The organism is Klebsiella sp. CN_Kp113, assembly GCF_040064585.1.
In the GTDB taxonomy this organism is placed as follows: Bacteria; Pseudomonadota; Gammaproteobacteria; order Enterobacterales; family Enterobacteriaceae; genus Klebsiella; species Klebsiella michiganensis.
This window is the reverse complement of record NZ_JBEAID010000029.1, coordinates 50184-72684: the sequence shown is the minus strand read 5'-3', so window position 1 is coordinate 72684 and position 22501 is coordinate 50184. Positions and strand designations below refer to the sequence as shown.

Annotated in this window: 22 protein-coding genes and 2 tRNA genes; 6 read left to right on the top strand and 18 right to left on the bottom strand. The window is 55.3% G+C overall.

All coding sequences use genetic code 11. The features are described from left to right. Positions 1–55: 55 nt before the first annotated feature. Positions 56–706 (bottom strand): NAD(P)H-binding protein, encoded by a 651-nt coding sequence (locus tag ABLV30_RS19775; RefSeq protein WP_265801047.1) that lies wholly within the window; start codon positions 704–706, stop codon positions 56–58. A 128-nt stretch (positions 707–834) separates the two neighbouring features. On the opposite strand from ABLV30_RS19775, the gene ABLV30_RS19770 reads away from it, so the two are divergent. Beyond that, a complete protein-coding gene (locus ABLV30_RS19770) occupies positions 835–1353 on the top strand; it encodes a type 1 glutamine amidotransferase domain-containing protein (RefSeq protein WP_004854517.1) in 519 nt (172 codons plus the stop codon). Here ABLV30_RS19770 and ABLV30_RS19765 read toward each other — a convergent pair. Continuing rightward, positions 1333–1776, bottom strand: coding sequence for a YhbP family protein (locus ABLV30_RS19765; RefSeq protein ID WP_032751462.1), 444 nt, complete (start codon positions 1774–1776; stop codon positions 1333–1335). The two genes, ABLV30_RS19770 and ABLV30_RS19765, sit on opposite strands and share 21 nt — an antisense overlap. Before the next feature lie 55 nt (positions 1777–1831). Here ABLV30_RS19765 and ABLV30_RS19760 point away from each other — a divergent pair, with 55 nt between their 5' ends. After that, positions 1832–2116, top strand: coding sequence for a GIY-YIG nuclease family protein (locus ABLV30_RS19760; protein WP_025108143.1), 285 nt, complete (start codon positions 1832–1834; stop codon positions 2114–2116). On the opposite strand, the gene ABLV30_RS19755 is transcribed toward ABLV30_RS19760, so the two are convergent. Together ABLV30_RS19755 and ABLV30_RS19750 are read right to left on the bottom strand one after the other, a co-directional pair. Next, positions 2103–2606, bottom strand: a complete 504-nt coding sequence (locus ABLV30_RS19755) for an N-acetyltransferase (protein ID WP_004125592.1) — start codon at positions 2604–2606, stop codon at positions 2103–2105. The two genes, ABLV30_RS19760 and ABLV30_RS19755, sit on opposite strands and share 14 nt — an antisense overlap. Further along, positions 2600–3124 (bottom strand): SCP2 domain-containing protein, encoded by a 525-nt coding sequence (locus ABLV30_RS19750; RefSeq protein WP_004854523.1) that lies wholly within the window; start codon positions 3122–3124, stop codon positions 2600–2602. Before ABLV30_RS19750 ends, ABLV30_RS19755 begins: the two co-directional genes overlap by 7 nt. Before the next feature lie 221 nt (positions 3125–3345). Here ABLV30_RS19750 and ABLV30_RS19745 point away from each other — a divergent pair, with 221 nt between their 5' ends. The 3 genes from ABLV30_RS19745 to ABLV30_RS19735 all read left to right on the top strand — a co-directional run bounded on the left by ABLV30_RS19745 (position 3346) and on the right by ABLV30_RS19735 (position 6379). Further along, positions 3346–4341, top strand: coding sequence for a peptidase U32 family protein (locus tag ABLV30_RS19745; protein WP_004106058.1), 996 nt, complete (start codon positions 3346–3348; stop codon positions 4339–4341). 8 nt (positions 4342–4349) lie between these two features. Beyond that, a complete protein-coding gene (locus ABLV30_RS19740; RefSeq protein ID WP_032720215.1) occupies positions 4350–5228 on the top strand; it encodes a U32 family peptidase in 879 nt (292 codons plus the stop codon). A gap of 143 nt (positions 5229–5371) precedes the next feature. After that, positions 5372–6379: an LLM class flavin-dependent oxidoreductase gene (locus ABLV30_RS19735; RefSeq protein WP_032693258.1), complete on the top strand. Its 1008-nt coding sequence runs from the start codon at positions 5372–5374 to the stop codon at positions 6377–6379. Between the two features lie 32 nt (positions 6380–6411). On the opposite strand, the gene mtr is transcribed toward ABLV30_RS19735, so the two are convergent. From mtr to ABLV30_RS19675, 12 genes are all read right to left on the bottom strand, one after another. Further along, positions 6412–7656, bottom strand: coding sequence for a tryptophan permease (gene mtr, locus ABLV30_RS19730; RefSeq protein ID WP_025108146.1), 1245 nt, complete (start codon positions 7654–7656; stop codon positions 6412–6414). A gap of 144 nt (positions 7657–7800) precedes the next feature. Next, positions 7801–9762 carry a DEAD/DEAH family ATP-dependent RNA helicase gene (locus ABLV30_RS19725; protein WP_014839626.1) on the bottom strand — a complete coding sequence of 654 codons (1962 nt, stop codon included), beginning with the start codon at positions 9760–9762 and terminating at the stop codon, positions 7801–7803. Next, complete coding sequence (yrbN, locus tag ABLV30_RS19720; protein ID WP_085954934.1) at positions 9755–9835, bottom strand: protein YrbN; 81 nt, start codon at positions 9833–9835, stop codon at positions 9755–9757. Before yrbN ends, ABLV30_RS19725 begins: the two co-directional genes overlap by 8 nt. 100 nt (positions 9836–9935) lie before the next feature. Further along, complete coding sequence (nlpI, locus tag ABLV30_RS19715; protein ID WP_004854535.1) at positions 9936–10820, bottom strand: lipoprotein NlpI; 885 nt, start codon at positions 10818–10820, stop codon at positions 9936–9938. A gap of 107 nt (positions 10821–10927) precedes the next feature. Beyond that, positions 10928–13066 carry a polyribonucleotide nucleotidyltransferase gene (gene pnp, locus ABLV30_RS19710; RefSeq protein WP_009651902.1) on the bottom strand — a complete coding sequence of 713 codons (2139 nt, stop codon included), beginning with the start codon at positions 13064–13066 and terminating at the stop codon, positions 10928–10930. Between the two features lie 241 nt (positions 13067–13307). Further along, on the bottom strand, positions 13308–13577 hold the full coding sequence (rpsO, locus tag ABLV30_RS19705) for a 30S ribosomal protein S15 (protein WP_002918244.1): 270 nt from the start codon (positions 13575–13577) through the stop codon (positions 13308–13310). Between the two features lie 147 nt (positions 13578–13724). After that, positions 13725–14669: a tRNA pseudouridine(55) synthase TruB gene (gene truB / locus ABLV30_RS19700; RefSeq protein WP_046878318.1), complete on the bottom strand. Its 945-nt coding sequence runs from the start codon at positions 14667–14669 to the stop codon at positions 13725–13727. After that, the gene (rbfA, locus tag ABLV30_RS19695) at positions 14669–15070 is read right to left on the bottom strand and encodes a 30S ribosome-binding factor RbfA (protein ID WP_004106092.1); all 402 of its coding nucleotides are present in this window, start codon (positions 15068–15070) and stop codon (positions 14669–14671) included. The genes truB and rbfA overlap by 1 nt, the downstream gene beginning before the upstream one ends. 91 nt (positions 15071–15161) lie before the next feature. Beyond that, positions 15162–17852 carry a translation initiation factor IF-2 gene (gene infB / locus ABLV30_RS19690; protein ID WP_025108147.1) on the bottom strand — a complete coding sequence of 897 codons (2691 nt, stop codon included), beginning with the start codon at positions 17850–17852 and terminating at the stop codon, positions 15162–15164. A gap of 24 nt (positions 17853–17876) precedes the next feature. Further along, positions 17877–19364, bottom strand: coding sequence for a transcription termination factor NusA (gene nusA / locus ABLV30_RS19685; protein ID WP_004854539.1), 1488 nt, complete (start codon positions 19362–19364; stop codon positions 17877–17879). A 27-nt stretch (positions 19365–19391) separates the two neighbouring features. Beyond that, complete coding sequence (gene rimP, locus ABLV30_RS19680) at positions 19392–19844, bottom strand: ribosome maturation factor RimP (protein ID WP_004125659.1); 453 nt, start codon at positions 19842–19844, stop codon at positions 19392–19394. Positions 19845–20050: 206 nt separating this feature from the next. Next, positions 20051–20127, bottom strand: a tRNA-Met gene (locus tag ABLV30_RS19675). 308 nt (positions 20128–20435) lie between these two features. Here ABLV30_RS19675 and argG point away from each other — a divergent pair. Continuing rightward, complete coding sequence (gene argG / locus ABLV30_RS19670) at positions 20436–21779, top strand: argininosuccinate synthase (protein ID WP_004106101.1); 1344 nt, start codon at positions 20436–20438, stop codon at positions 21777–21779. Positions 21780–21933: 154 nt separating this feature from the next. Here the strand turns inward: argG and ABLV30_RS19665 are convergent. Both ABLV30_RS19665 and secG read right to left on the bottom strand, forming a co-directional pair. Next, positions 21934–22020, bottom strand: a tRNA-Leu gene (locus ABLV30_RS19665). A 14-nt stretch (positions 22021–22034) separates the two neighbouring features. Further along, the gene (gene secG, locus ABLV30_RS19660) at positions 22035–22364 is read right to left on the bottom strand and encodes a preprotein translocase subunit SecG (protein ID WP_004106103.1); all 330 of its coding nucleotides are present in this window, start codon (positions 22362–22364) and stop codon (positions 22035–22037) included. Between the last annotated feature and the right edge of the window lie 137 nt (positions 22365–22501).

Genomic DNA, 22501 nt, shown 5'->3' with positions numbered 1-22501 from the left:
AGTGTCATGATAAATTGAGGACATGAATACTACGCCTCCGGGGAAACTTTGGAAATCAGTAATCCCCCCCGCGCGCGGCCCTCTCGCGCAGCTGCGACGAGGAGAGAATGCGGACGCCTTCCTGCGCGGGCGAGAGCGCCTCCGCGAGTAGCGCGCTTGCCACGTCCCGCGCGTCTATCGATTTCAGGTTTCCCGGCAGCAGGCTAAAAAGCGGCGCAAGGAGCGTCTCGCCGGCGCGTTTTTTTTCGCGCTCGCCTACCAGCATTGATGGACGGGCAATCGTCAACCTCGGCCACTGCTGCGCAATCAGCGCCTCTTCCATCTCGCCTTTTACCCGATTATAGAAAAAGGGGGAATGCGCGTTCGCCCCCATCGCGCTGACCACCAGCATATGCTGCGCGCCCAGCTTTTTCCCCACCAGCGCGGTATCAATGACCAGCGTATAATCGGCATGCACAAACGCCTCTTTGCTTCCCGCTTCCCGGCGGGTGGTCCCCAGGCAGCAGAAAACAATATCGACCGGATCGACCACCTGCGCCAGCGCATCCGTGAGCTGCGGATCGTGCGGGTTAAATACGCCGGAGATATCGCTCAGCGGCCGACGCGTGGGCGCAGCAATGGACTTAATATCCGGTGCGTTGAGTAGCATTCGCAGTAAGTGACCACCAACTAACCCGGTTGCCCCCGTTAACAGTACCTGACTCATCGAAACTCCTTTGCAGATTTTTCTATGTTGCGATCCCAGCCTCATGTTCCAGACTTAATACTCTACGAGGTAATTATCCATCATCATCAGGGAAATGCCTCATTCCACACCGAAACACTGGAGGAAGAATGAGTAAGAAGATAGCCGTTTTAATTACCGACGACTTTGAAGACTCGGAGTTCACCTCACCCGCGGACGCCTACCGTCTGGCCGGACACAAGGTGGTGACCATTGAAAAACAGGCGGGGAAGAAGGTAAAAGGAAAAAAAGGGGAAGCTGAAGTCGTTATCGATAAAGCCATTGATGACGTCAGCCCTGCCGACTTCGACGCCCTGCTGCTGCCGGGCGGATATTCACCGGACTCGCTGCGCGGCGACGAACGCTTTGTCACCTTCACCCGCGATTTTGTCAATAGCGGCAAACCGGTCTTCGCCATCTGCCATGGCCCGCAGCTGTTGATTAGCGCTGATGTGATTCGCGGGCGTAAACTGACGGCCGTGAAGCCTATCGTAGTCGACGTGAAAAACGCCGGTGGCGAATTCTATGACCAGGAAGTGGTGATCGACAACGAACAGCTGGTGACCAGCAGAACCCCGGACGACCTGCCGGCCTTTAATCGTGAAGCCTTACGCCTGCTCGGCGCCTGATTCGCGCAGCCAGTGCAGCTTTTTCCCAAAGCCCAGCGTGTTATCGGTGAACTTGATCTCATCGGGACGAATCTCCCAGACTGGCGCCGATAGCATGCGGGCCACCGGAAAACGGCTGACGTAGCGCTTGCGCATCGCCGCCTCTTCTTCCCCGGCGAGGCGGCGAATTTTACCTTTGAACTGTACGCCGCGGATCAGCGCCACGCTCTTTGGCTGGCCGTTGACCGTCCCGGCCACGTTGGCGCTTTCCCCGGTCATTTGGCCGTGGCGCGTTTTTTCATCGCTGAGCAGATAAAATGCGACCTTCTCCGGGTCATAAACGTAAAAAGCATTGGCGCACCACAGCTCATCATCGCGGGCGACGCACCAGGTCACGACGTGCTGCTTACCCAGCCAGCGGCCGATCGCGGCGAGCGTATCCATCTTTACTCTCCAGTATGTTATGGTGCTCACACCTTAACATAGCGACCTCTGTACCGTGTGCTGGTTTCTCTATCTGATTCGTACCGCCGATAATCGCCTTTATACCGGGATTACCACCGATGTTTCACGCCGCTTTTGCCAGCATCAGACTGGTAAGGGCGCGAAAGCGCTGCGTGGAAAAGGCGAGCTTCAGCTGGCCTTCAGTCAGGAAGTTGGTGAACGCTCACTAGCGTTGCGGCTTGAGTATCGTATTAAGCAGCTAACGAAGCGCCAGAAAGAGCGCCTCGTTGCCGGGGACGGTTCATTTGAGGCGCTGCTGGAAAGCCTCAGAAGCGATTAAAGTGGTCGCTATATTCGACCAGCCCGCTCACGCCGTTCAGCGCGTCATCGGCCAGACGATGCACCTGGAAAGCCTCGGCGCTATCGGGCCAGCGGCAGCGCAGATCGAAACGCGCCGCGGGTTCAAAGCCCAGACGGCCATACAGCGCCGGATCGCCAAGCGTCACGACGGCGGCATAGCCAAACTCGTTCAGGGAATCGAGCCCTTCATAGACCAGCTGACGCCCGATGCCCTGACCGCGGTAGCTTTCATCGACCGCCAGCGGAGCCAGTCCAACCCACTGCAGCTCTTCGCCTTCGACGGCGACCGGGCTAAAGGCCACGTAGCCTACGACCTGACCTTCGTCATCCGTCGCCACCACGCCCAGCGTGATCAGGCCATCTTCACGAAGACTGTGCACCAGCTGCGCTTCCGCGTCGCCGCCGAAGGTACGACGCAATAGAGCATCGATACCCGGCGCATCAATCCCAATCTCTACTCGAATCAGCATGCCTCACCTACCGATGTCTGTTCAGGTTTCTGCGGGCCTTTCAGGCCAGCTTCAACAAAGTCCGCCAGCTGCAGCAGCATAATACGCAGCGCCTTTGGCATCTGCTCCAGCTCAATGGCATCCATCAGGTTTTTTACATACAGTCCCAGCTCGGTATCGCCTTCGATAACCAGGCGACGCTGGAAGAACAGCGTATCCGGATCCTGCTTACGCGCCGCGATCATCAGCAGGTCGCTGGCGTCGGCGCTGAAGCTAACGTCCGCTTCAGCCGCAGGGCTGACCACCAGACGACCGTCCACCACCGAGGTATACCACAGCAGGCCGATGTCGCGCACATGAATACTTAACCAGCGCCCCTCGAGAAACTCCAGTTCCCCATCCGCCAGCGCCTGGCGAAATTGCCAGCTTAATACCTGTTCCAGCACCTGGCGCTTGAGGGCAAATGGCGCCAGCTTAACCGGCACGCTCATCATCGACGGGCCAAAGTGAACCAGTTTGGAACGCAGTTTATCCAACACAAGCTTTACTCCATGAATGCAATAGTTCCTCTATTGTGCCATATCAAATAAACGACATAGCGGCGTAAATCAACAAAATCACGATGCCGGGCCGCAGGTATTGATCCCGCCAATACGCTTTTAACTGCCTCAAATCAAAAATTGTCACCAAAAGGTTAACTAAAATCCCAGCTCATTAACCATCCAGCGTCCCTGACGGGCCGCGTTTTTCAGGAAAAATTATGGAGCTGCTCTGCCCAGCCGGTAACCTTCCGGCGCTTAAGGCGGCCATCGAAAACGGCGCCGATGCCGTCTATATCGGGCTGAAAGATGACACCAACGCCCGCCACTTTGCCGGCCTTAATTTCACCGAAAAGAAACTGCAGGAAGCCGTCAGCTTTGTGCACCAGCATCGTCGCAAACTGCATATTGCCATTAACACCTTCGCGCATCCTGATGGTTATGCCCGCTGGCAGCGCGCGGTCGACATGGCGGCGCAGTTGGGCGCCGACGCGCTGATCCTCGCCGATATCGCGATGCTGGAATACGCCGCCGAGCGTTATCCGCATATTGAGCGCCACGTTTCCGTCCAGGCCTCGGCCACCAACGAAGAGGCGGTAAAGTTTTATCATCGCAATTTTGACGTCGCCCGCGTGGTGCTGCCGCGCGTGCTGTCGATTCACCAGGTCAAACAGCTGGCGCGCGCCACGCCGGTGCCGCTGGAGGTTTTTGCCTTCGGTAGCCTGTGCATTATGGCGGAAGGACGCTGCTACCTTTCCTCTTATCTGACCGGCGAATCGCCGAATACCGTCGGCGCCTGTTCGCCGGCGCGCTTCGTGCGCTGGCAGCAAACGCCGCAGGGACTGGAATCACGCCTTAACGAAGTGCTGATCGACCGCTATCGAGATGGTGAAAACGCCGGCTATCCCACCCTCTGTAAAGGGCGGTATCTGGTCGACGGCGAGCGCTACCACGCGCTGGAAGAACCCACCAGCCTGAACACCCTGGAGCTGCTGCCGGAGCTGATGGCGGCAAATATTGCCTCGGTGAAAATCGAGGGGCGCCAGCGCAGCCCGGCGTACGTTACACAGGTGGCGAAAGTCTGGCGTCAGGCGATCGATCGCTGCAAAGCCGATCCGCAAAACTTCGTACCGCAGTCCGCGTGGATGGAGACCCTCGGTTCCATGTCCGAAGGGACGCAAACCACCCTTGGCGCCTATCACCGTAAATGGCAGTGAGAACAGCAATGAAATATTCATTAGGGCCGGTGCTTTATTACTGGCCAAAAGAGACGCTGGAAGATTTTTACCAGCAGGCGGCAAGCTGCAGCGCGGACACGATTTACCTCGGCGAAGCGGTATGCAGCAAACGTCGCGCCACCAAAGTCGGCGACTGGATCGACATGGCAAAAACGCTGGCGGGAAGCGGTAAACAGGTGGTGCTTTCCACCCTCGCGCTGGTGCAGGCGTCATCGGAGCTGGGCGAACTGAAGCGCTATGTCGATAACGGCGAATTTCTGATTGAAGCCAGCGATCTCGGCGTCGTTAATCTGTGCGCGGAACGTAAGCTGCCGTTCGTCGCCGGGCACGCGCTTAACTGCTACAACGCCGTCACCCTGCGTCTGCTGCTCAAGCAGGGCATGGTGCGCTGGTGTATGCCGGTCGAACTTTCCCGCGACTGGCTGGCGAATTTGCTGACCCAGTGCGACGAGCTGGGCATTCGCGGCCGGTTTGAGGTGGAGGTCCTGAGCTACGGTCATCTGCCGCTGGCCTACTCCGCCCGCTGCTTTACCGCGCGCTCGGAAGACCGGCCGAAAGACGAGTGTGAAACCTGCTGCATAAAATACCCTAACGGGCGCGACGTGCTTTCGCAGGAGAACCAGCAGGTGTTCGTCCTCAACGGCATTCAGACCATGAGCGGCTACGTCTACAACCTCGGGAATGAGCTAAGCACCATGACCGGGCTGGTGGATATGGTTCGCCTGTCGCCGCTGGGTAGCGAGACCTTCGCTATGCTGGACGCCTTCCGGGCGAATGAAAACGGCGCGGCGCCGCTGCCGCTGACGGCGAACAGCGACTGCAACGGCTACTGGCGACGACTGGCCGGGCTGGAATTGCAGAGCTGATTAACCGCTCACTTTGTTAATGGCTATCGCTGCTTTTTAATGCACTATTAAAGATGCAGCTTTTCTGGCTGGCGTATCCTGGATGCGCCAGGCTGGAAGAAGACCTTCAATCTGATGACGATGCTGTAGCAAAGTGAGCCTTTATGACTGACAAATCTGTTTCGTTCTCGGTGCTCGATCTGGCGCCGATCCCGCAAGGTTCTTCCGCAAAGGAAGCCTTCTCCCACTCTTTAGACCTGGCGCAGCTGGCGGAAAAGCGCGGCTATCACCGCTACTGGCTGGCCGAACACCATAATATGGTCGGTATCGCCAGCGCGGCGACTTCCGTACTGATTGGCTACCTTGCCGCGAATACCACCACTCTGCATCTGGGCTCCGGCGGCGTGATGCTGCCGAACCATTCGCCGCTGGTGATTGCCGAGCAGTTCGGTACGCTCAATACGCTCTACCCGGGACGCATCGATCTCGGCCTTGGCCGCGCGCCGGGCAGCGATCAGCCAACCATGCGCGCGCTGCGTCGCCATATGAGCGGCGATGTCGATAACTTCCCGCGCGATGTCGCGGAGCTGGTGGACTGGTTCGACGCCCGCGATCCTAATCCGCACGTGCGCCCGGTTCCCGGGTATGGCGAGAAGATCCCGGTCTGGCTGCTCGGCTCAAGCCTGTACAGCGCCCAGTTGGCGGCGCAGCTTGGGCTGCCGTTTGCCTTTGCCTCGCACTTCGCCCCGGATATGCTCTTTCAGGCCCTGCACCTCTACCGCACCCACTTCCAGCCGTCAGAGCGGTTAGCGAAGCCGTACGCGATGGTATGCATTAACATTATTGCCGCCGACAGCGACAGAGATGCGGAATTTCTGTTTACGTCCATGCAGCAGGCGTTCGTCAAACTGCGCCGCGGCGAGACCGGACAGCTGCCGCCGCCGGTGCAAAATATGCATCAGCTGTGGTCCGCTTCAGAGCAGTACGGCGTCGAAAAAGCGCTGAGCATGTCGCTGGTCGGCGATAAAGCGAAAATCCGTCACGGGCTGGAGTCGATCCTGCGGGAAACCCAGGCCGATGAAATCATGGTTAACGGCCAAATCTTCGATCATCAGGCGCGCCTGCATTCATTTGATTTGGCGATGCAGGTGAAAGAAGAGCTTCTCGGATAGTGAAAAATGCGGCATTTCTGCCGCATTTTCAATTAGTGATAGGTGGGTAATACGTTAAAGCTCGACAGGAAATGCACGATAACGTTACCCAGCCCGAACAGCAGAACCAAAGCAATCATCGGCTTTCCGCCCCAAACGCGAAACAATGGGCTACCAAAGCGTTTACGCGATGCGCGAGCCAGCAGCGCCGGTACAATTGCCGCCCAGATCGTCGCCGCCAGCCCCGCATAGCCGATCGCGTAGAGGAATCCGTTCGGCCACAGCAGGCCACCCGCCATCGGCGGAACAAAGGTGAGAAGCGCGGTTTTAAAGCGTCCCAGCGCGGAGTCATCGAACCCGAACAGATCCGCCAGATAATCAAACAGACCGAGCGTCACGCCAAGGAATGAACTGGCAACGGCAAAGTTCGAAAAAATGACTAACAGCAGATCCAGACTCCGGCTGTTCAGTACCCCACTGAGCGCCTGGACCAAGACATCTATGTTGCCCCCCTTCTGCGCAATACCGATAAACTCAGGGCGTGGGATATTACCCATCGTCACCAGCAGCCACACCACGTACAGGCCCAGCGCCAGCAGCGTACCGTAAACCAGACACTTAACGATTGTGCGCGGATCTTTGCCGTAGTACTTCATCAGGCTCGGCACGTTGCCATGATAGCCGAAGGACGCGAGGCAGAACGGCAGCGTCATCAGCAGATAGGGCATATACGAGGCATTTTGTTCAGCCACGTTAAACAGGGTGGTCGGCTGGACGTGCCCCAACAGGCTGCCAAAGGTCAAAAAGAAGGTAATGACCTTAGCTCCCAGCACAATGGCCGTCATGCGGCTCACCGCTTTGGTGCTCAACCAGACGATAAACGCCACCAGCAGCGCAAAACCGAAACCTGCCGCCCTTGCCGGTACGTTCAGCGACATTTCGCTAAACGTATGGTGCAGAATCGAGCCGCTGGCGGAGATATAGGCGTAAGTCAGAATATAAAGAACAAAGGCGATCGACACGCCGTTAACCAGATTCCAGCCTTTGCCGAGCAGATCTTTAGTAATGGTATCGAAGCTCGAGCCAATCCGGTAATTCAGGTTCGCTTCAAGGATCATTAACCCGGAGTGAAGCATACAAAACCAGGTAAAAACCAGCGCCGCCAGAGACCAGAAGAACCACGCGCCGGACATCACAACCGGCAGTGAGAACATGCCCGCCCCAATAATCGTCCCGCCAATAATCACTACGCCGCCAAACAAGGACGGTCGGGTTGCCGTAGTGGTAAGTGTCGCCATTTGCCGAAATCTCCAGTCGAAAATACTTTTCTTGTTATCAACGTGACGCACTGTACCAGTACACGAGTACAAAGGGAATAAAAAAAGCCCCAATCATAAAGATCGGGGCTGTATCGTTTACTTTACGTTAGCGGAAAGCGCTAATTATGCATCGCCACCGAAACGACGACGACCTGCGGAGTCATCGCGACGCGGAGCTGAAGCATCATCGCGGCGCGGCGCGCGGCCACCTTCACGACGTTCGCCGCTGAAACGACGACCTTCACCACGGCCGCCTTCGCGACGCTCACCGCCGAAACCACGGCCTTCACGACGTTCACCGCCGCCGAAGCTACGACCGCCTTCACGACGCTCACCGCCGCCACGACGTTCGCCGCTGCGTTCAGGACGCGGCTGAGCATCGCCCAGCAGCTGCATGTTCATCGGCTTGTTCAGGATGCGGGTACGCGTAAAGTGCTGCAGCACTTCGCCCGGCATGCCTTTCGGCAGTTCGATGGTGGAGTGAGAACCAAACAGCTTGATGTTACCGATGTAACGGCTGCTGATGTCGCCTTCGTTAGCAATTGCGCCAACGATGTGACGAACTTCAACGCCGTCATCACGGCCCACTTCAATACGGTACAGTTCCATATCGCCAACGTCACGACGCTCACGCTTCGGACGATCTTCGCCGCTGCGTTCCGGACGGTCGCCGCGCGGGCCACGGTCGTTACGGTCGCCGCGACGTTCGAAACGATCGTCACGGTCGCGGAACTCGCGCTTAGGACGCATAGGCGCATCCGGCGGCAGGATCAGCGGACGTTCGCCCTGAGCCATTTTCAGCAGCGCGGCGGCCAGCGTTTCCACGTCCAGCTCTTCGCCTTCGGCAGACGGCTGGATTTTCGCCAGCAGCGCACGGTACTGATCCAGATCGCTGCTTTCCAGCTGCTGCTGAACTTTCGCCGCGAATTTTTCCAGACGGCGTTTGCCCAGCAGTTCTGCGTTCGGCAGTTCAACTTCCGGAATGGTCAGCTTCATCGTACGTTCGATATTGCGCAGCAGACGACGCTCGCGGTTCTCAACGAACAGCAGCGCGCGGCCAGCACGACCCGCACGACCCGTACGGCCGATACGGTGAACGTAAGACTCGGAATCCATCGGGATATCATAGTTAACCACCAGGCTGATACGCTCAACGTCCAGGCCACGGGCCGCAACGTCGGTTGCAATCAGGATATCCAGACGACCGTCCTTCAGACGCTCCAGAGTCTGCTCACGCAGGGACTGGTTCATATCGCCGTTCAGCGCAGCGCTGCTATAACCGCTACGCTCCAGCGCTTCGGCCACTTCCAGGGTCGCGTTTTTGGTACGAACGAAGATAATCGCCGCATCAAAATCTTCCGCTTCCAGGAAACGCACCAGCGCTTCGTTTTTACGCATACCGTAAGCAGTCCAGTAGCTCTGGCTGATGTCCGGGCGAGTTGTTACGCTCGACTGGATGCGCACTTCCTGCGGCTCTTTCATAAAGCGGCGGGTAATACGGCGAATGGCTTCCGGCATGGTGGCAGAGAACAGAGCGGTCTGATGACCCTCCGGGATCTGCGCCATAATGGTTTCTACGTCTTCGATGAAGCCCATGCGCAGCATTTCGTCAGCTTCATCCAGAACCAGACCGCTCAGCTTAGAGAGATCCAGCGTACCGCGTTTCAGGTGGTCCAGCAGACGACCCGGGGTACCGACAACGATTTGCGGCCCCTGACGCAGCGCGCGCAGCTGCACGTCATAACGCTGGCCGCCGTACAGGGCAACCACGTTTACGCCGCGCATATGTTTAGAGAATTCCGTCATTGCTTCAGCAACCTGTACCGCCAGTTCGCGGGTCGGCGCCAGCACCAGAATCTGCGGTGCTCTCAGCTCAGGATCGATGTTGTTCAGCAGCGGTAAAGAGAACGCTGCGGTTTTACCGCTACCCGTCTGGGCCATACCCAGAACGTCGCGGCCGCCCAGCAGATGCGGAATGCACTCAGCCTGGATCGGAGATGGTTTTTCGTAACCCAGATCGTTAAGCGCTTCAAGGATGGGAGCCTTCAGGCCCAGATCTGCAAAAGTGGTTTCGAATTCAGCCATGTAGTACGTGTGCCTCAAAATTAATGGCGGCCAGTCTACATAACTCATCGTGAAAATTTTCGGTAATTTTCATTGAAAAGTGTGAACCGGCTCAAAGTAGGTGTATTAACGAACAACAACGCCCTCACCCGCAAAGGTGATGGCAATCAAAAAAGGGCTGATGTGTTCGTCAGCTATTGCTGGTCCGATTCTGCCAGGTCATCTTGCTCCTGGCCCAAGAGCGATAATTCCAACAATGCGTATCGGTGCTCAACGTAGTTATGAACGTTGTTTGCGACCGCCAGTTTGAACAGTGCCGTAGCGCTGTCCTTGTCCCCCAGACTTAGGTAGTACTTACCTAAATAGAAGTTGGTTTCACTGAGATGCTCAGCGAGCGAGGTGTTATCCGTTGCGTCTGCCTTCAGACGGTCCATTAGCTCTTTTTCGCTAATGTCGCCAAGGTAGAACCCGACAATGTTCCATCCCCATTGTTCTTTATCCGACTTGTTTAAGCGCTGTCTCAGTGCTTCAAGCGCCTGCTTCTCATCGAGCTGACGCTCGGCGAGATAAAGCCACAGGCTTCGGAAAGGATCATTGGGATCGTCTTGATAAAACGCCAGCAGATCATCTTGCGCTAACTTAGCGCGACCGCCGTAATACAGGGCGATACCGCGATTTAAGTGCGCGTAGTTGTAAGTTGGATCAAGCTCAAGTACAGAATCAAACGCTTCATAGGCAGCATCAAAATTGCCTGCCTGCGTTAAGTAAATGCCTAAGTAATTGAATACTTCAGGCATATCCGGTCGGATTGCCAGCGCTTGTGAAAAATCATTTCGCGCTAATGCCCTCAGACCGAGACTATCATACAACACTCCGCGCTCATATAAAAGCTGTGCGCGTTCGTCATCGGTTAAAGCCCGACTGGCAAGAATTTGTTCCATGCGCGCCAGAATCACTTCCTGCTGCAAAGTCGGTTGCAATGGCACCGCGAGGACTGCGTCCTTACGCCAGGCAGAGTTGCTGCATCCTGCCAGCGTGAGAGCTGTCGCCACGAAACACCAGCGCAAAAAAGGCTTCATTTCCCACTCCCGAAGACAACGATTGGATGAACGTCCAGTTCCCCGGCTGCAAACAGGGCGTCCTGCCCGCAATGCGCCCTCCGCAATGCGGAGGGCAAACGGCAACCTTACTCGCCCTGCTGTTCGGCAGCCGGAGCTTCCGGCGCAGCCGCAGGCTGAGTTTGTTCAGTTGCTTCTTTGATGCTCAGACGGACACGGCCCTGACGGTCAACTTCCAGAACCTTAACCGGCACTTCCTGACCCATCTGCAGATAGTCGGTCACTTTCTCAACGCGCTTGTCGGCGATTTGAGAGATGTGAACCAGACCTTCTTTACCGCCGCCAATGGCAACAAACGCGCCAAAGTCAACGATACGGGTCACTTTACCGTTGTAGATACGGCCAACTTCGATCTCAGCGGTGATCTCTTCGATACGACGAATCGCGTGCTGCGCTTTGTCGCCGTCGGTTGCCGCGATCTTCACGGTACCGTCATCTTCGATTTCGATAGTGGTGCCGGTTTCTTCGGTCAGCGCACGAATAACGGAACCGCCCTTACCGATAACGTCTTTGATTTTGTCCGGACTGATCTTGATCGTGTGGATACGCGGTGCGAATTCAGAGATATCGCCGCGCGGCGCGTTAATCGCCTGTTCCATCACGCCCAGGATGTGCAGACGCGCACCTTTAGCCTGGTTCAGAGCAACCTGCATGATCTCTTTGGTGATACCTTCAATTTTGATATCCATCTGCAGAGCAGAGATACCTTCGCGGGAACCCGCTACTTTGAAGTCCATATCGCCCAGGTGATCTTCATCGCCCAGAATGTCAGACAGTACGACGAAGTTGTCGCCTTCTTTCACCAGACCCATTGCGATACCCGCAACGGCTGCTTTCACCGGCACGCCTGCGTCCATCAGCGCCAGAGAAGCGCCACAGACGGAAGCCATGGAGGATGAGCCGTTAGATTCGGTGATTTCAGAAACCACGCGAACAGTGTACGGGAACTCTTCGATAGTCGGCATCACGGCCAGTACGCCGCGCTTAGCCAGACGACCGTGACCGATTTCACGACGCTTCGGAGAACCGACCATTCCCGTTTCGCCTACGGAGTACGGAGGGAAGTTATAGTGGAACAGGAAGGAATCCGTGCGCTCGCCCATCAGTTCATCGATGTTCTGCGCGTCGCGTGCGGTGCCCAGGGTCGCGGTAACCAGCGCCTGAGTTTCGCCACGGGTAAACAGTGCGGAACCGTGGGTACGCGGCAGAACGCCGGTACGAACGTCCAGACCACGAATCATATCTTTTTCACGGCCATCGATACGCGGCTCACCGGCCAGTACGCGGCTACGCACCACATTTTTCTCGATTGCGTGCAGGATTTCGCCCAGTTCGTTAGCGTCCAGAGCTTCATCTTCCGCAACCAGGGTCGCGATAGTTTCAGATTTGATCACGTCAACCTGAGCATAGCGCTCCTGTTTGTCGGTGATACGGTAAGCATCGCTCAGGCGAGATTCAGCCAGCGCGGCAACGCGCGCGTTCAGTGCCGCATCAACCACTTCCGGCTGCCAGTCCCAGCGCGGCTTACCGGCTTCTTTCACCAGATCATTGATGTTCTGAATAACCACCTGCTGCTGGTCGTGACCAAACACGACCGCGCCCAGCATCTGGTCTTCGCTCAGCAGTTCAGCTTCGGATTCAACCATCAGTACTGCGGCTTCGGTACCTGCGACAACCAGATCCAGTTTGCTGGACTTCAGCTCTTCCTGGGTCGGGTTCAGCACGTACTGGTCATTAATATAACCCACGCGAGCGGCGCCAATTGGGCCGTTGAACGGAATACCGGACAGGGACAGCGCTGCGGAAGCGCCGATCATCGCGACGATATCCGGGTTAACCTGCGGGTTAACGGAAACCACGGTCGCGATAACCTGAACTTCGTTAACGAAGCCTTCCGGGAACAGCGGGCGAACCGGGCGGTCAATCAGACGCGCGATCAGGGTTTCGCCTTCGCTCGGACGGCCTTCACGACGGAAGAAACCACCCGGGATTTTACCTGCAGCGTAGGTACGCTCTTGATAGTTAACGGTCAGCGGGAAGAAATCCTGGCCTGGCTTCGCTTTTTTCTGGCCCACAACGGTAACGAATACCGCGGTGTCATCCATGCTAACCATAACGGCGGCAGTTGCCTGGCGCGCCATCATGCCGGTCTCCAGCGTTACGGTATGTTGGCCGTACTGGAATTTACGAACGATCGGATTAAGCAAAATTCTATCCTTTTATCTATAGATGATGTCAAATCCACGATAAGACATCGTATGACCCGATCTTCTGCATCCTCGCGACTAATGACAACCTTTACTCGCCCCTGCGAGTCAAGCCTCTCATTAGCCGCGCGAACCTCTGCATGAAGATCATTAATAGCAACAATACATGAGTTTTTAATGAATTGCTGCCGCCCGGTCGAAAAAAGGGGCCGTGAGGCCCCTTCTTCTGAAACTCGCAGAATTAGCGACGCAGACCCAGACGCTCGATCAGCGCAGAGTAACGTGCAACATCTTTACGTTTCAGGTAGTCGAGCAGTTTACGACGCTGAGAAACCATGCGCAGCAGACCACGACGGCTGTGGTGATCTTTTTTGTGCTCTGCAAAGTGACCCTGCAGGTGGTTGATCTGTGCAGTCAGCAGTGCAACCTGAACTTCAGTAGAACCGCTGTCGTTTTCGCCACGACCGAACTCAGAAACGATTTTTGCTTTAGCTTCAACGCTTAGAGACATTTTCGAACTCCAAAATTAAAAGAAAGAAAGGGTGCCGATCTCTAATTCAGCAACCCCTGATATAACGCTCGCAAATGTTAAAACACGTTGGCGAGTGTTAAGCGGCGATATTCTACTCGCAGCAGCCTTTTATCGCAAGGAAAGCGCTCAGACAGGGTATTCAACCACCAGACGACGAGGCGCCACGCGGCCTTCATCATCCATCTCACCCATACCAAGAAACTTCTCTTCAGCGCCTTCAGTAACGCGAACCAATCCCTGCAGCGGCGCGCCCGATGTCCGCACCGGGTTACCGTTTTTAAAGTAGACGGCCGAGGTTTCCGGAATATTCACCAGCGGGTAATCCGAAGCCGGGCTGTCCATCGGCATCAGCAGCGGGTCCAGCAGCTGGGCTGCGGGAATATCCTGCGCATTTGCTTGTTCGACAAGCGCCTGCAGCTGCTCCAGCGTCACCATCCGTTCGACGGGATATTTACTGACCGCCAGGCGACGCAGGAAAATGACGTGCGCGCCGCACCCGAGTTTCTCGCCTAAGTCATCAATAATCGTGCGAATGTAGGTGCCTTTCGAGCAGTGAATCTCCAGCTCAAGCTCCGTCCCCTCATGGCGAATAAACAGCAGCTCGTACACCGTAATCGGCCGGGATTCACGCGGTACTTCAATCCCCTGTCGGGCATATTCGTACAGCTTTTTCCCCTGGTATTTCAGCGCCGAATACATCGACGGTACCTGCTGGGTTTCGCCACGGAAGCCGTCGAGCGCTGCCGCCAGCTGCTCCGGGCTAAAAGTCAGCGGACGCTCCTCCACCACCTGGCCATCGGCATCAGAGGTATCGGTGCGCTGGCCAAGCCTGGCAATCACGCGGTAGCGCTTGTCAGAATCGAGCAGATACTGGGAAAACTTTGTCGCTTCCCCGAGGCAAATCGGCAGCATACCGGTCGCCAGCGGATCCAGCGCCCCGGTGTGCCCTGCCCGATTAGCATTATAAAGCCGCTTAACTTTCTGCAGCACGTCGTTGCTGGATGCGCCCTGCGGTTTATCCAGCAACAGTACGCCATGCACGTCACGGCCGCGACGACGAGGACGACTCATTAGTCCTCCTTACTGTCGTCCGGGTTCACACGACGTTCATCGTCATGTTTTACCACGCTGGTCACCAGGTTCGACATGCGCATCCCTTCGACTAATGAATTGTCGTAGAAGAAGGTCAGTTCCGGCACGATACGCAGGCGCATCGCTTTGCCCAGCAGCGAGCGGATAAAACCAGACGCTTCCTGTAAGGCCTTGATCCCCGCTTTCACTGCGGCTTCGTCTTTGTCGTTCAGGAAGGTCACAAACACTTTGGCATAGGCCAGGTCGCGGGACATTTCAACGCCTGAAACGGTCGTCATCATGCCCAGACGCGGGTCTTTAATTTCGCGCTGCAGGATGATTGCGATCTCTTTTTGCATCTCCTGGGCCACGCGCTGCGGGCGACCAAATTCTTTCGCCATAATAAATTCTCCAGACAAATAAGGGGGCCACGCGGCCCCCTTTAATTTTGTATAACCGGGTGGCGCTGCGCTTCCCCGGCCTACTAAACGATTAATCGATGGTACGTTGAATCTCGATGATTTCGAACACTTCGATCATATCGCCAACGCGAACGTCGTTGTAGTTCTTAACGCCGATACCACACTCCATACCGTTACGAACTTCGTTAACGTCATCTTTGAAGCGGCGCAGGGATTCCAGCTCGCCTTCATAGATAACCACGTTGTCGCGCAGGACGCGGATTGGGTTATGACGCTTGATCGTACCTTCGGTAACCATACAGCCTGCGATGGCGCCGAATTTCGGCGATTTGAACACATCACGGACTTCAGCCAGACCAATGATCTGCTGTTTCAGTTCCGGAGACAGCATGCCGCTCATCGCTGCTTTCACTTCGTCGATCAGATGGTAGATGACGGAGTAGTAGCGCAGATCCAGGCTTTCCGCGTCGATAACTTTACGTGCGGATGCATCAGCACGTACGTTGAAGCCAACCAGAATCGCGTTGGATGCGGCCGCCAGGGTCGCGTCGGTTTCGGTGATACCACCTACGCCGGAACCGATAATCTTCACTTTCACTTCGTCGGTAGACAGTTTCAGCAAGGAGTCGGAGATCGCTTCCACAGAGCCCTGCACGTCCGCTTTGAGGACGATGTTCACTTCGTGAACTTCGCCTTCGGTCATGTTGGCGAACATGTTCTCAAGCTTAGATTTCTGCTGACGAGCCAGTTTAACTTCACGGAATTTACCCTGACGATACAGCGCAACTTCACGTGCTTTTTTCTCGTCACGCACAACGGTCACTTCGTCACCGGCAGCCGGTACACCTGACAGGCCAAGGATTTCCACCGGAATGGACGGACCCGCTTCCAGCACTTCCTGACCCAGTTCATTACGCATCGCACGAACGCGACCGTATTCGAAACCGCACAGGACGATGTCGCCTTTATGCAGCGTACCTTCGCGTACCAGAACGGTGGCAACCGGACCACGACCTTTATCGAGGAAGGATTCGATAACCGCGCCGCTCGCCATACCGTTGCGAACCGCTTTCAGCTCCAGAACTTCAGCCTGCAGCAGGATAGCATTCAGCAGATCGTCAATACCGGTACCGGCTTTAGCGGATACAGGGATGAACTGCGCTTCGCCACCCCACTCTTCCGGCATAACGCCGTACTGAGAGAGCTCGTTTTTAACGCGATCCAGGTCCGCTTCCGGCTTATCGATTTTGTTCACCGCAACCACCAGAGGTACCTGCGCCGCCTTCGCGTGCTGGATAGCTTCGATAGTCTGCGGCATCACGCCGTCGTCTGCCGCCACAACCAGAACCACGATATCCGTCGCCTGCGCACCACGAGCACGCATAGAGGTAAACGCGGCGTGACCCGGGGTATCCAGGAAGGTGATCATACCGTTGTCGGTTTCGACGTGGTACGCACCGATGTGCTGGGTAATGCCGCCCGCTTCGCCAGAGGCCACTTTCGTTGAACGAATGTAGTCCAGCAGAGAGGTTTTACCGTGGTCAACGTGACCCATGATGGTCACAACCGGTGCGCGCGGTTCAGCCGCAGCGCCGGTGTCACGGTCGCTCATTACCGCTTCTTCCAGCTCGTTTTCACGACGCAGGATAACTTTGTGGCCCATCTCTTCGGCAACCAGCTGTGCGGTTTCCTGGTCGATAACCTGATTAATCGTCGCCATGGCGCCCAGCTTCATCATCGCTTTGATGACCTGAGAACCTTTGACGGCCATCTTGTTGGCCAAATCGCCAACGGTGATGGTTTCGCCGATGATAACATCACGGTTAACCGCCTGAGCCGGCTTCTGGAAGCCTTGCTGCAGAGCAGAACCTTTACGATGCTTGCCACCTTTACCGCCGCGAACGGCCGCACGGGCTTCTTCACGATCGGCTTTCGATTCAGCGTGTTTGTTGCCTTTCTTAGCCGGACGCGCTGCTTTCGCATTACGTCCACGGCCGCGACCGCCTTCAACTTCACGATCGTTATCGTCTTCAGCCTGACGCGCATGCTGAGAAGTCGTTACGTGATAGTCAGTGGTCTCTTCAGGGGTTTCTGGCGCTTCAGTCCAGTTCTTTTCATTTTCTTGAGCCATACGGCGTGCTTCTTCCGCTACACGGCGCGCTTCTTCTTCAAGTTTGCGGCGTGCTTCTTCTTCCGATTTGCGCTTCAGCTCCGCAGCTTCGTTTTCGCGGCGTTGCTTTTCAGCCTGGGCGGTTTTGGTCATATCGTCGGTTTGTTGATTGCTCACTTTGTCTTTTTCCGCGGCTTCACGTTTCGCTTTATCGGCGAGTTCACGTTTCGCTTGTTCTGCGGCCTCACGTTCAGCTTTTAATTGCGCCTCGCGTTTGGCAGCTTCTTCTGCCTCACGACGGGCTTGCTCTTCCGCTTCACGCTGCGCCTGCTCTTCCGCGGCAAGGCGTTCGGCCTCTTGCGGATCGCGTTTCACAAAGGTGCGTTTCTTGCGGACTTCGATTTGTACCGACTTACTCTTTCCACCGGTACCCGGAATATTTAACGTGCTGCGCGTTTTGCGCTGCAGCGTCAGCTTGTCGGGCGCTGAGCCGTGTTCACGGTTCAGGTGCGTCAACAAGGTTTGCTTCTCTTGCGCGGTCACAGAATCATCAGCCGATTTGCGGATCCCTGCATCAGCAAATTGCTGTATCAGGCGATCCACAGAGGTCTGAATCTCTGAGGCCAGCGCTTTAATGGTCACATCTGTCATGCTGTTCCTTCCTGCTACAGTTTATTACGCTTCGTCGCCGAACCAACAAATATTACGAGCGGCCATGATAAGTTCTCCGGCTTTCTCGTCGGTCAAGCCTTCGATATCAGCCAGATCATCAATGCCCTGCTCGGCGAGATCTTCCAGCGTACAAACACCACGGGCGGCCAGGGTGAATGCCAGAGCGCGATCCAAACCTTCCAGATTCAACAGATCGTCGGCAGGTTTGCTGTCACCCAGGCTCTCTTCTTTGGCCAGCGCCAGCGTGGTCAGCGCGTTTTTCGCCCGCTCACGAAGTGCTTCAACGGTCGCTTCATCCAGACCGTCAATTTCCAGCAGTTCTTTCATTGGCACATAGGCCAGCTCTTCCAGAGTGGCGAAACCTTCTTCAACCAGCAGCGTGGCGAAATCTTCATCAATATCAAGATATTTAGTGAAGGTATCAATCGCTGCATGGGCTTCAGCCTGATGCTTAGCCTGGAGGTCATCAACGGTCATGACGTTGAGTTCCCAGCCGCTCAGCTGAGACGCCAGACGGACGTTCTGACCGTTACGGCCAATGGCCTGCGCCAGGTTGCCCGCTTCTACTGCGATATCCATGGTGTGCTTGTCTTCATCTACCACGATAGATGCGACGTCAGCCGGAGCCATGGCGTTAATCACGAACTGCGCCGGGTTATCGTCCCACAGCACGATATCGATACGCTCGCCGCCCAGTTCAGTCGAGACTGCCTGAACGCGCGCGCCGCGCATACCGACGCAGGCGCCAACCGGATCGATGCGCTTGTCGTTGGTTTTAACCGCGATTTTGGCACGAGAGCCAGGATCGCGAGCCGCCGCTTTAATTTCGAGAACTTCTTCACCGATTTCCGGAACTTCAATGCGGAACAGTTCAACCAGCATTTCCGGCTTGGAGCGAGTCACGAACAGCTGCGCGCCGCGCGCTTCCGGACGAACTGCGTACAGTACGCCGCGGATACGGTCACCCGGACGGAAGTTCTCACGCGGCAGCATGTCTTCGCGCAGGATCACGGCTTCAGCGTTGTTGCCCAGATCCAGCGTAATATTGTCGCGGTTCACTTTCTTCACTACGCCCGTGATGATTTCACCTTCGTGCTCACGGAATTGATCGACGACCATTGCGCGTTCGGCTTCACGTACTTTTTGTACGATAACCTGCTTCGCGGTCTGCGTAGTGATACGGTCAAAGGTGACAGACTCAATCTGGTCTTCGACGTAATCGCCAGGATTCATGCTTTCATCTTCGAAACGCGCAGCTTCCAGCGTGATTTCGCGAGTCGGCTGGGTCACTTCTTCAACAACCAGCCAGCGACGGAATGTGTCGAAATCACCGCTTTTACGATCGATTTCTACGCGAACGTCGATCTCTTGCTCATATTTTTTCTTGGTAGCCGTTGCTAGCGCACTTTCCAACGCTTCGAAAATTTTCTCACGCGGCAGCGCCTTTTCGTTGGAAACGGCTTCAACAACAGCCAAAATTTCTTTGTTCATCGGGGCCTTTCACCTCAATCCAGACTGTTAAAAGTGGGGAACCAGGTTCGCCTTCTGGATGTTACTCAGCGCGAACACTTCATCTTTGCCTTCGACGGTTACCGTGATCATCTCACCGTCTACCGCTTTGATAAGGCCCTGCCATTTGCGTCGGTTCTGTACCGCCATGCGCAAAACCAGCGAAACTTCTTCGCCGATGAAACGCTCATAGTGCTCGGCGGTAAACATAGGACGATCGAGACCTGGAGAAGAAACTTCCAGGTTATAAGCGACTGTAATCGGGTCTTCTACGTCCATAACAGCACTGACCTGGTGGCTCACATCAGCACAATCATCAACATTGATGCCATCTTCACTATCAATATAGATGCGCAGTGTGGACGTGCGACCGCGAATAAATTCGATGCCGACCAGCTCAAAGCCAAGCGCTTCAACTGGCGCTGTGAGCATCTCTGTTAATTTTTGCTCTAATGTGGACAAACCCACCCCCAAGACATAAAAAAAGGGCGTATAGCCCAGTTATTCTGAAGTCAGATAACAAAAAACCCCGATAAATCGGGGCTTTAGATAACTGAACCCTGAGATCGCAACTGCGATCTGGAACACTTTCCAGAAGAATTCTTTCAAATTCGTCTACGAAGGACCCGGTCCTCACAGTATATTTGAAAAAGTACTTAATGGGAAAGTGGTTGCGGGGGCCGGATTTGAACCGACGACCTTCGGGTTATGAGCCCGACGAGCTACCAGGCTGCTCCACCCCGCGCCTGAAACGTGGCATATTTTACTCGTTTTGAGTAAAAGACGCAAATACTGCTGGGATTTGGTACCGAGAGACGGGACATAAAATCGTAGTGAATTGTATTGATACTTCATATATTTTGTCAACATGAATTTCACATTGCCAGGTTTCGGTTCATGCTGGTATTTCTGGGTTTTTTGGCAAAAAGCGGCTCAGCCTCTTCCTGTCGCCAGCAAAAGATGATTAAATGAAAACTCACAATTAATGCATAAACATGCAATAAAGATTGTTGAGTCAAACTCACCACAGTCTATCTAGCAGGGTTTTATTTTATGACGACGATTCTCAAGCATCTCCCGGTTGGCCAACGTATTGGTATTGCTTTTTCTGGTGGGCTGGATACCAGCGCCGCGCTGCTGTGGATGCGTAAAAAGGGAGCAGTCCCTTATGCATATACCGCCAATCTGGGACAGCCAGACGAAGACGATTACGAGGCCATTCCTCGTCGTGCCAAAGAGTATGGTGCTGAAGGGGCTCGTCTGATCGACTGCCGTAAGCAGCTGGTTGCGGAAGGCATTGCCGCGATCCAGTGCGGCGCATTTCATAACACCACCGGCGGGTTGACCTACTTTAATACTACGCCGCTGGGCCGCGCAGTGACCGGTACCATGCTGGTCGCCGCAATGAAGGAAGACGGTGTTAACATCTGGGGCGACGGGAGTACCTATAAAGGCAACGATATCGAACGTTTCTATCGTTACGGCCTGCTGACCAACGCTGAGCTGAAAATTTACAAACCGTGGCTGGATAGCGACTTTATCGACGAGTTAGGCGGCCGCCAGGAGATGTCAGAGTTTATGATCTCCTGTGGGTTTGACTATAAAATGTCCGTTGAAAAAGCCTACTCAACCGACTCCAATATGCTGGGCGCGACGCACGAAGCTAAAGATCTTGAATTCCTGAACTCCAGCGTCAAGATTGTGAACCCGATTATGGGCGTCAAGTTCTGGGATGAAAGCGTCAAAATCCCTGCGGAAGAAGTCACCGTTCGCTTTGAACAGGGCCATCCTGTTGCGCTGAACGGGCAGACCTTTAGCGATGACGTTGAACTGATGCTGGAGGCTAACCGCATCGGCGGCCGTCATGGTCTGGGTATGAGCGATCAGATCGAAAACCGTATCATCGAAGCGAAGAGCCGCGGCATCTATGAAGCCCCGGGAATGGCGCTGCTGCATATTGCCTATGAGCGTCTGCTGACCGGTATTCATAACGAAGATACCATTGAGCAATACCACGCGCACGGTCGTCAGCTGGGTCGGCTGCTGTATCAAGGGCGCTGGTTCGATTCCCAGGCGCTGATGCTGCGCGACGGCCTGCAGCGCTGGGTAGCAAGCCAAATTACCGGCGAAGTGACGCTTGAACTGCGTCGCGGCAACGACTACTCCATCCTGAATACCGTCTCTGATAATCTGACCTATAAAGCAGAGCGTCTGACGATGGAAAAAGGTGACTCGATGTTCTCCGCTGAGGATCGTATCGGCCAGCTGACGATGCGCAACCTGGATATCACCGATACTCGCGATAAGCTGTTTGGCTACGCGCAGTCTGGACTGCTGACCGCGTCTTCCGCAACTGGCCTGCCGCAGGTGGAAAACCTCGAAAATAAAGCGAAGTAACGCTCCAGAGAAATTCGCAAAGGCCGCTAACGCGGCCTTTTTTATGCAGAAAAATCCCGAACCCAACCGGAGTGACATATCTGCCGCTAATGCTGCTACTCAACTTTTTGGGGACGAAAAAAAAGACGCTTTTCAGCGTCTTTCTTCAGGAAATTGGTACCGAGGATGGGACTCGAACCCACAAGCCCGTTAGGGCACTACCACCTCAAGGTAGCGTGTCTACCAATTCCACCACCTCGGTACGGATACTGCTTATCAGTGCGGGATGTCGCTGCTCGGCTGCGCCGGCGCGGTCGGCTGAGTTTGCTCAGTTTTCGGCGCGCTCAGGTTATCCCACTCACTTCCTTTATTGGTCTTGTTGCTGTTGATATTGCCCAGCGCCAGACTGATGATGAAGAACAGCGCAGCCAGGATACCAGTCATACGGGTCATGAAGTTACCAGAACCGCTGGATCCAAACAGAGTGCCGGAAGCGCCTGCTCCGAAGGAGGCTCCCATATCAGCGCCTTTACCTTGCTGCAGCATAATCAGACCCACAAGGCCAATTGCCACAATAAGGAAAACAACTAAAAGAGCTTCGTACATAATCAACCTGTTCCTTGCGGATTTGCCGCATACCAAGTGCTTCGACCAATAAAGCGGGACGTTTTAACGTTTCCCACTGAAGCGGGTGTGAATACTAACCAAAGCGAATGACCTTCGCAAGGGCAATTTCAGCGCAT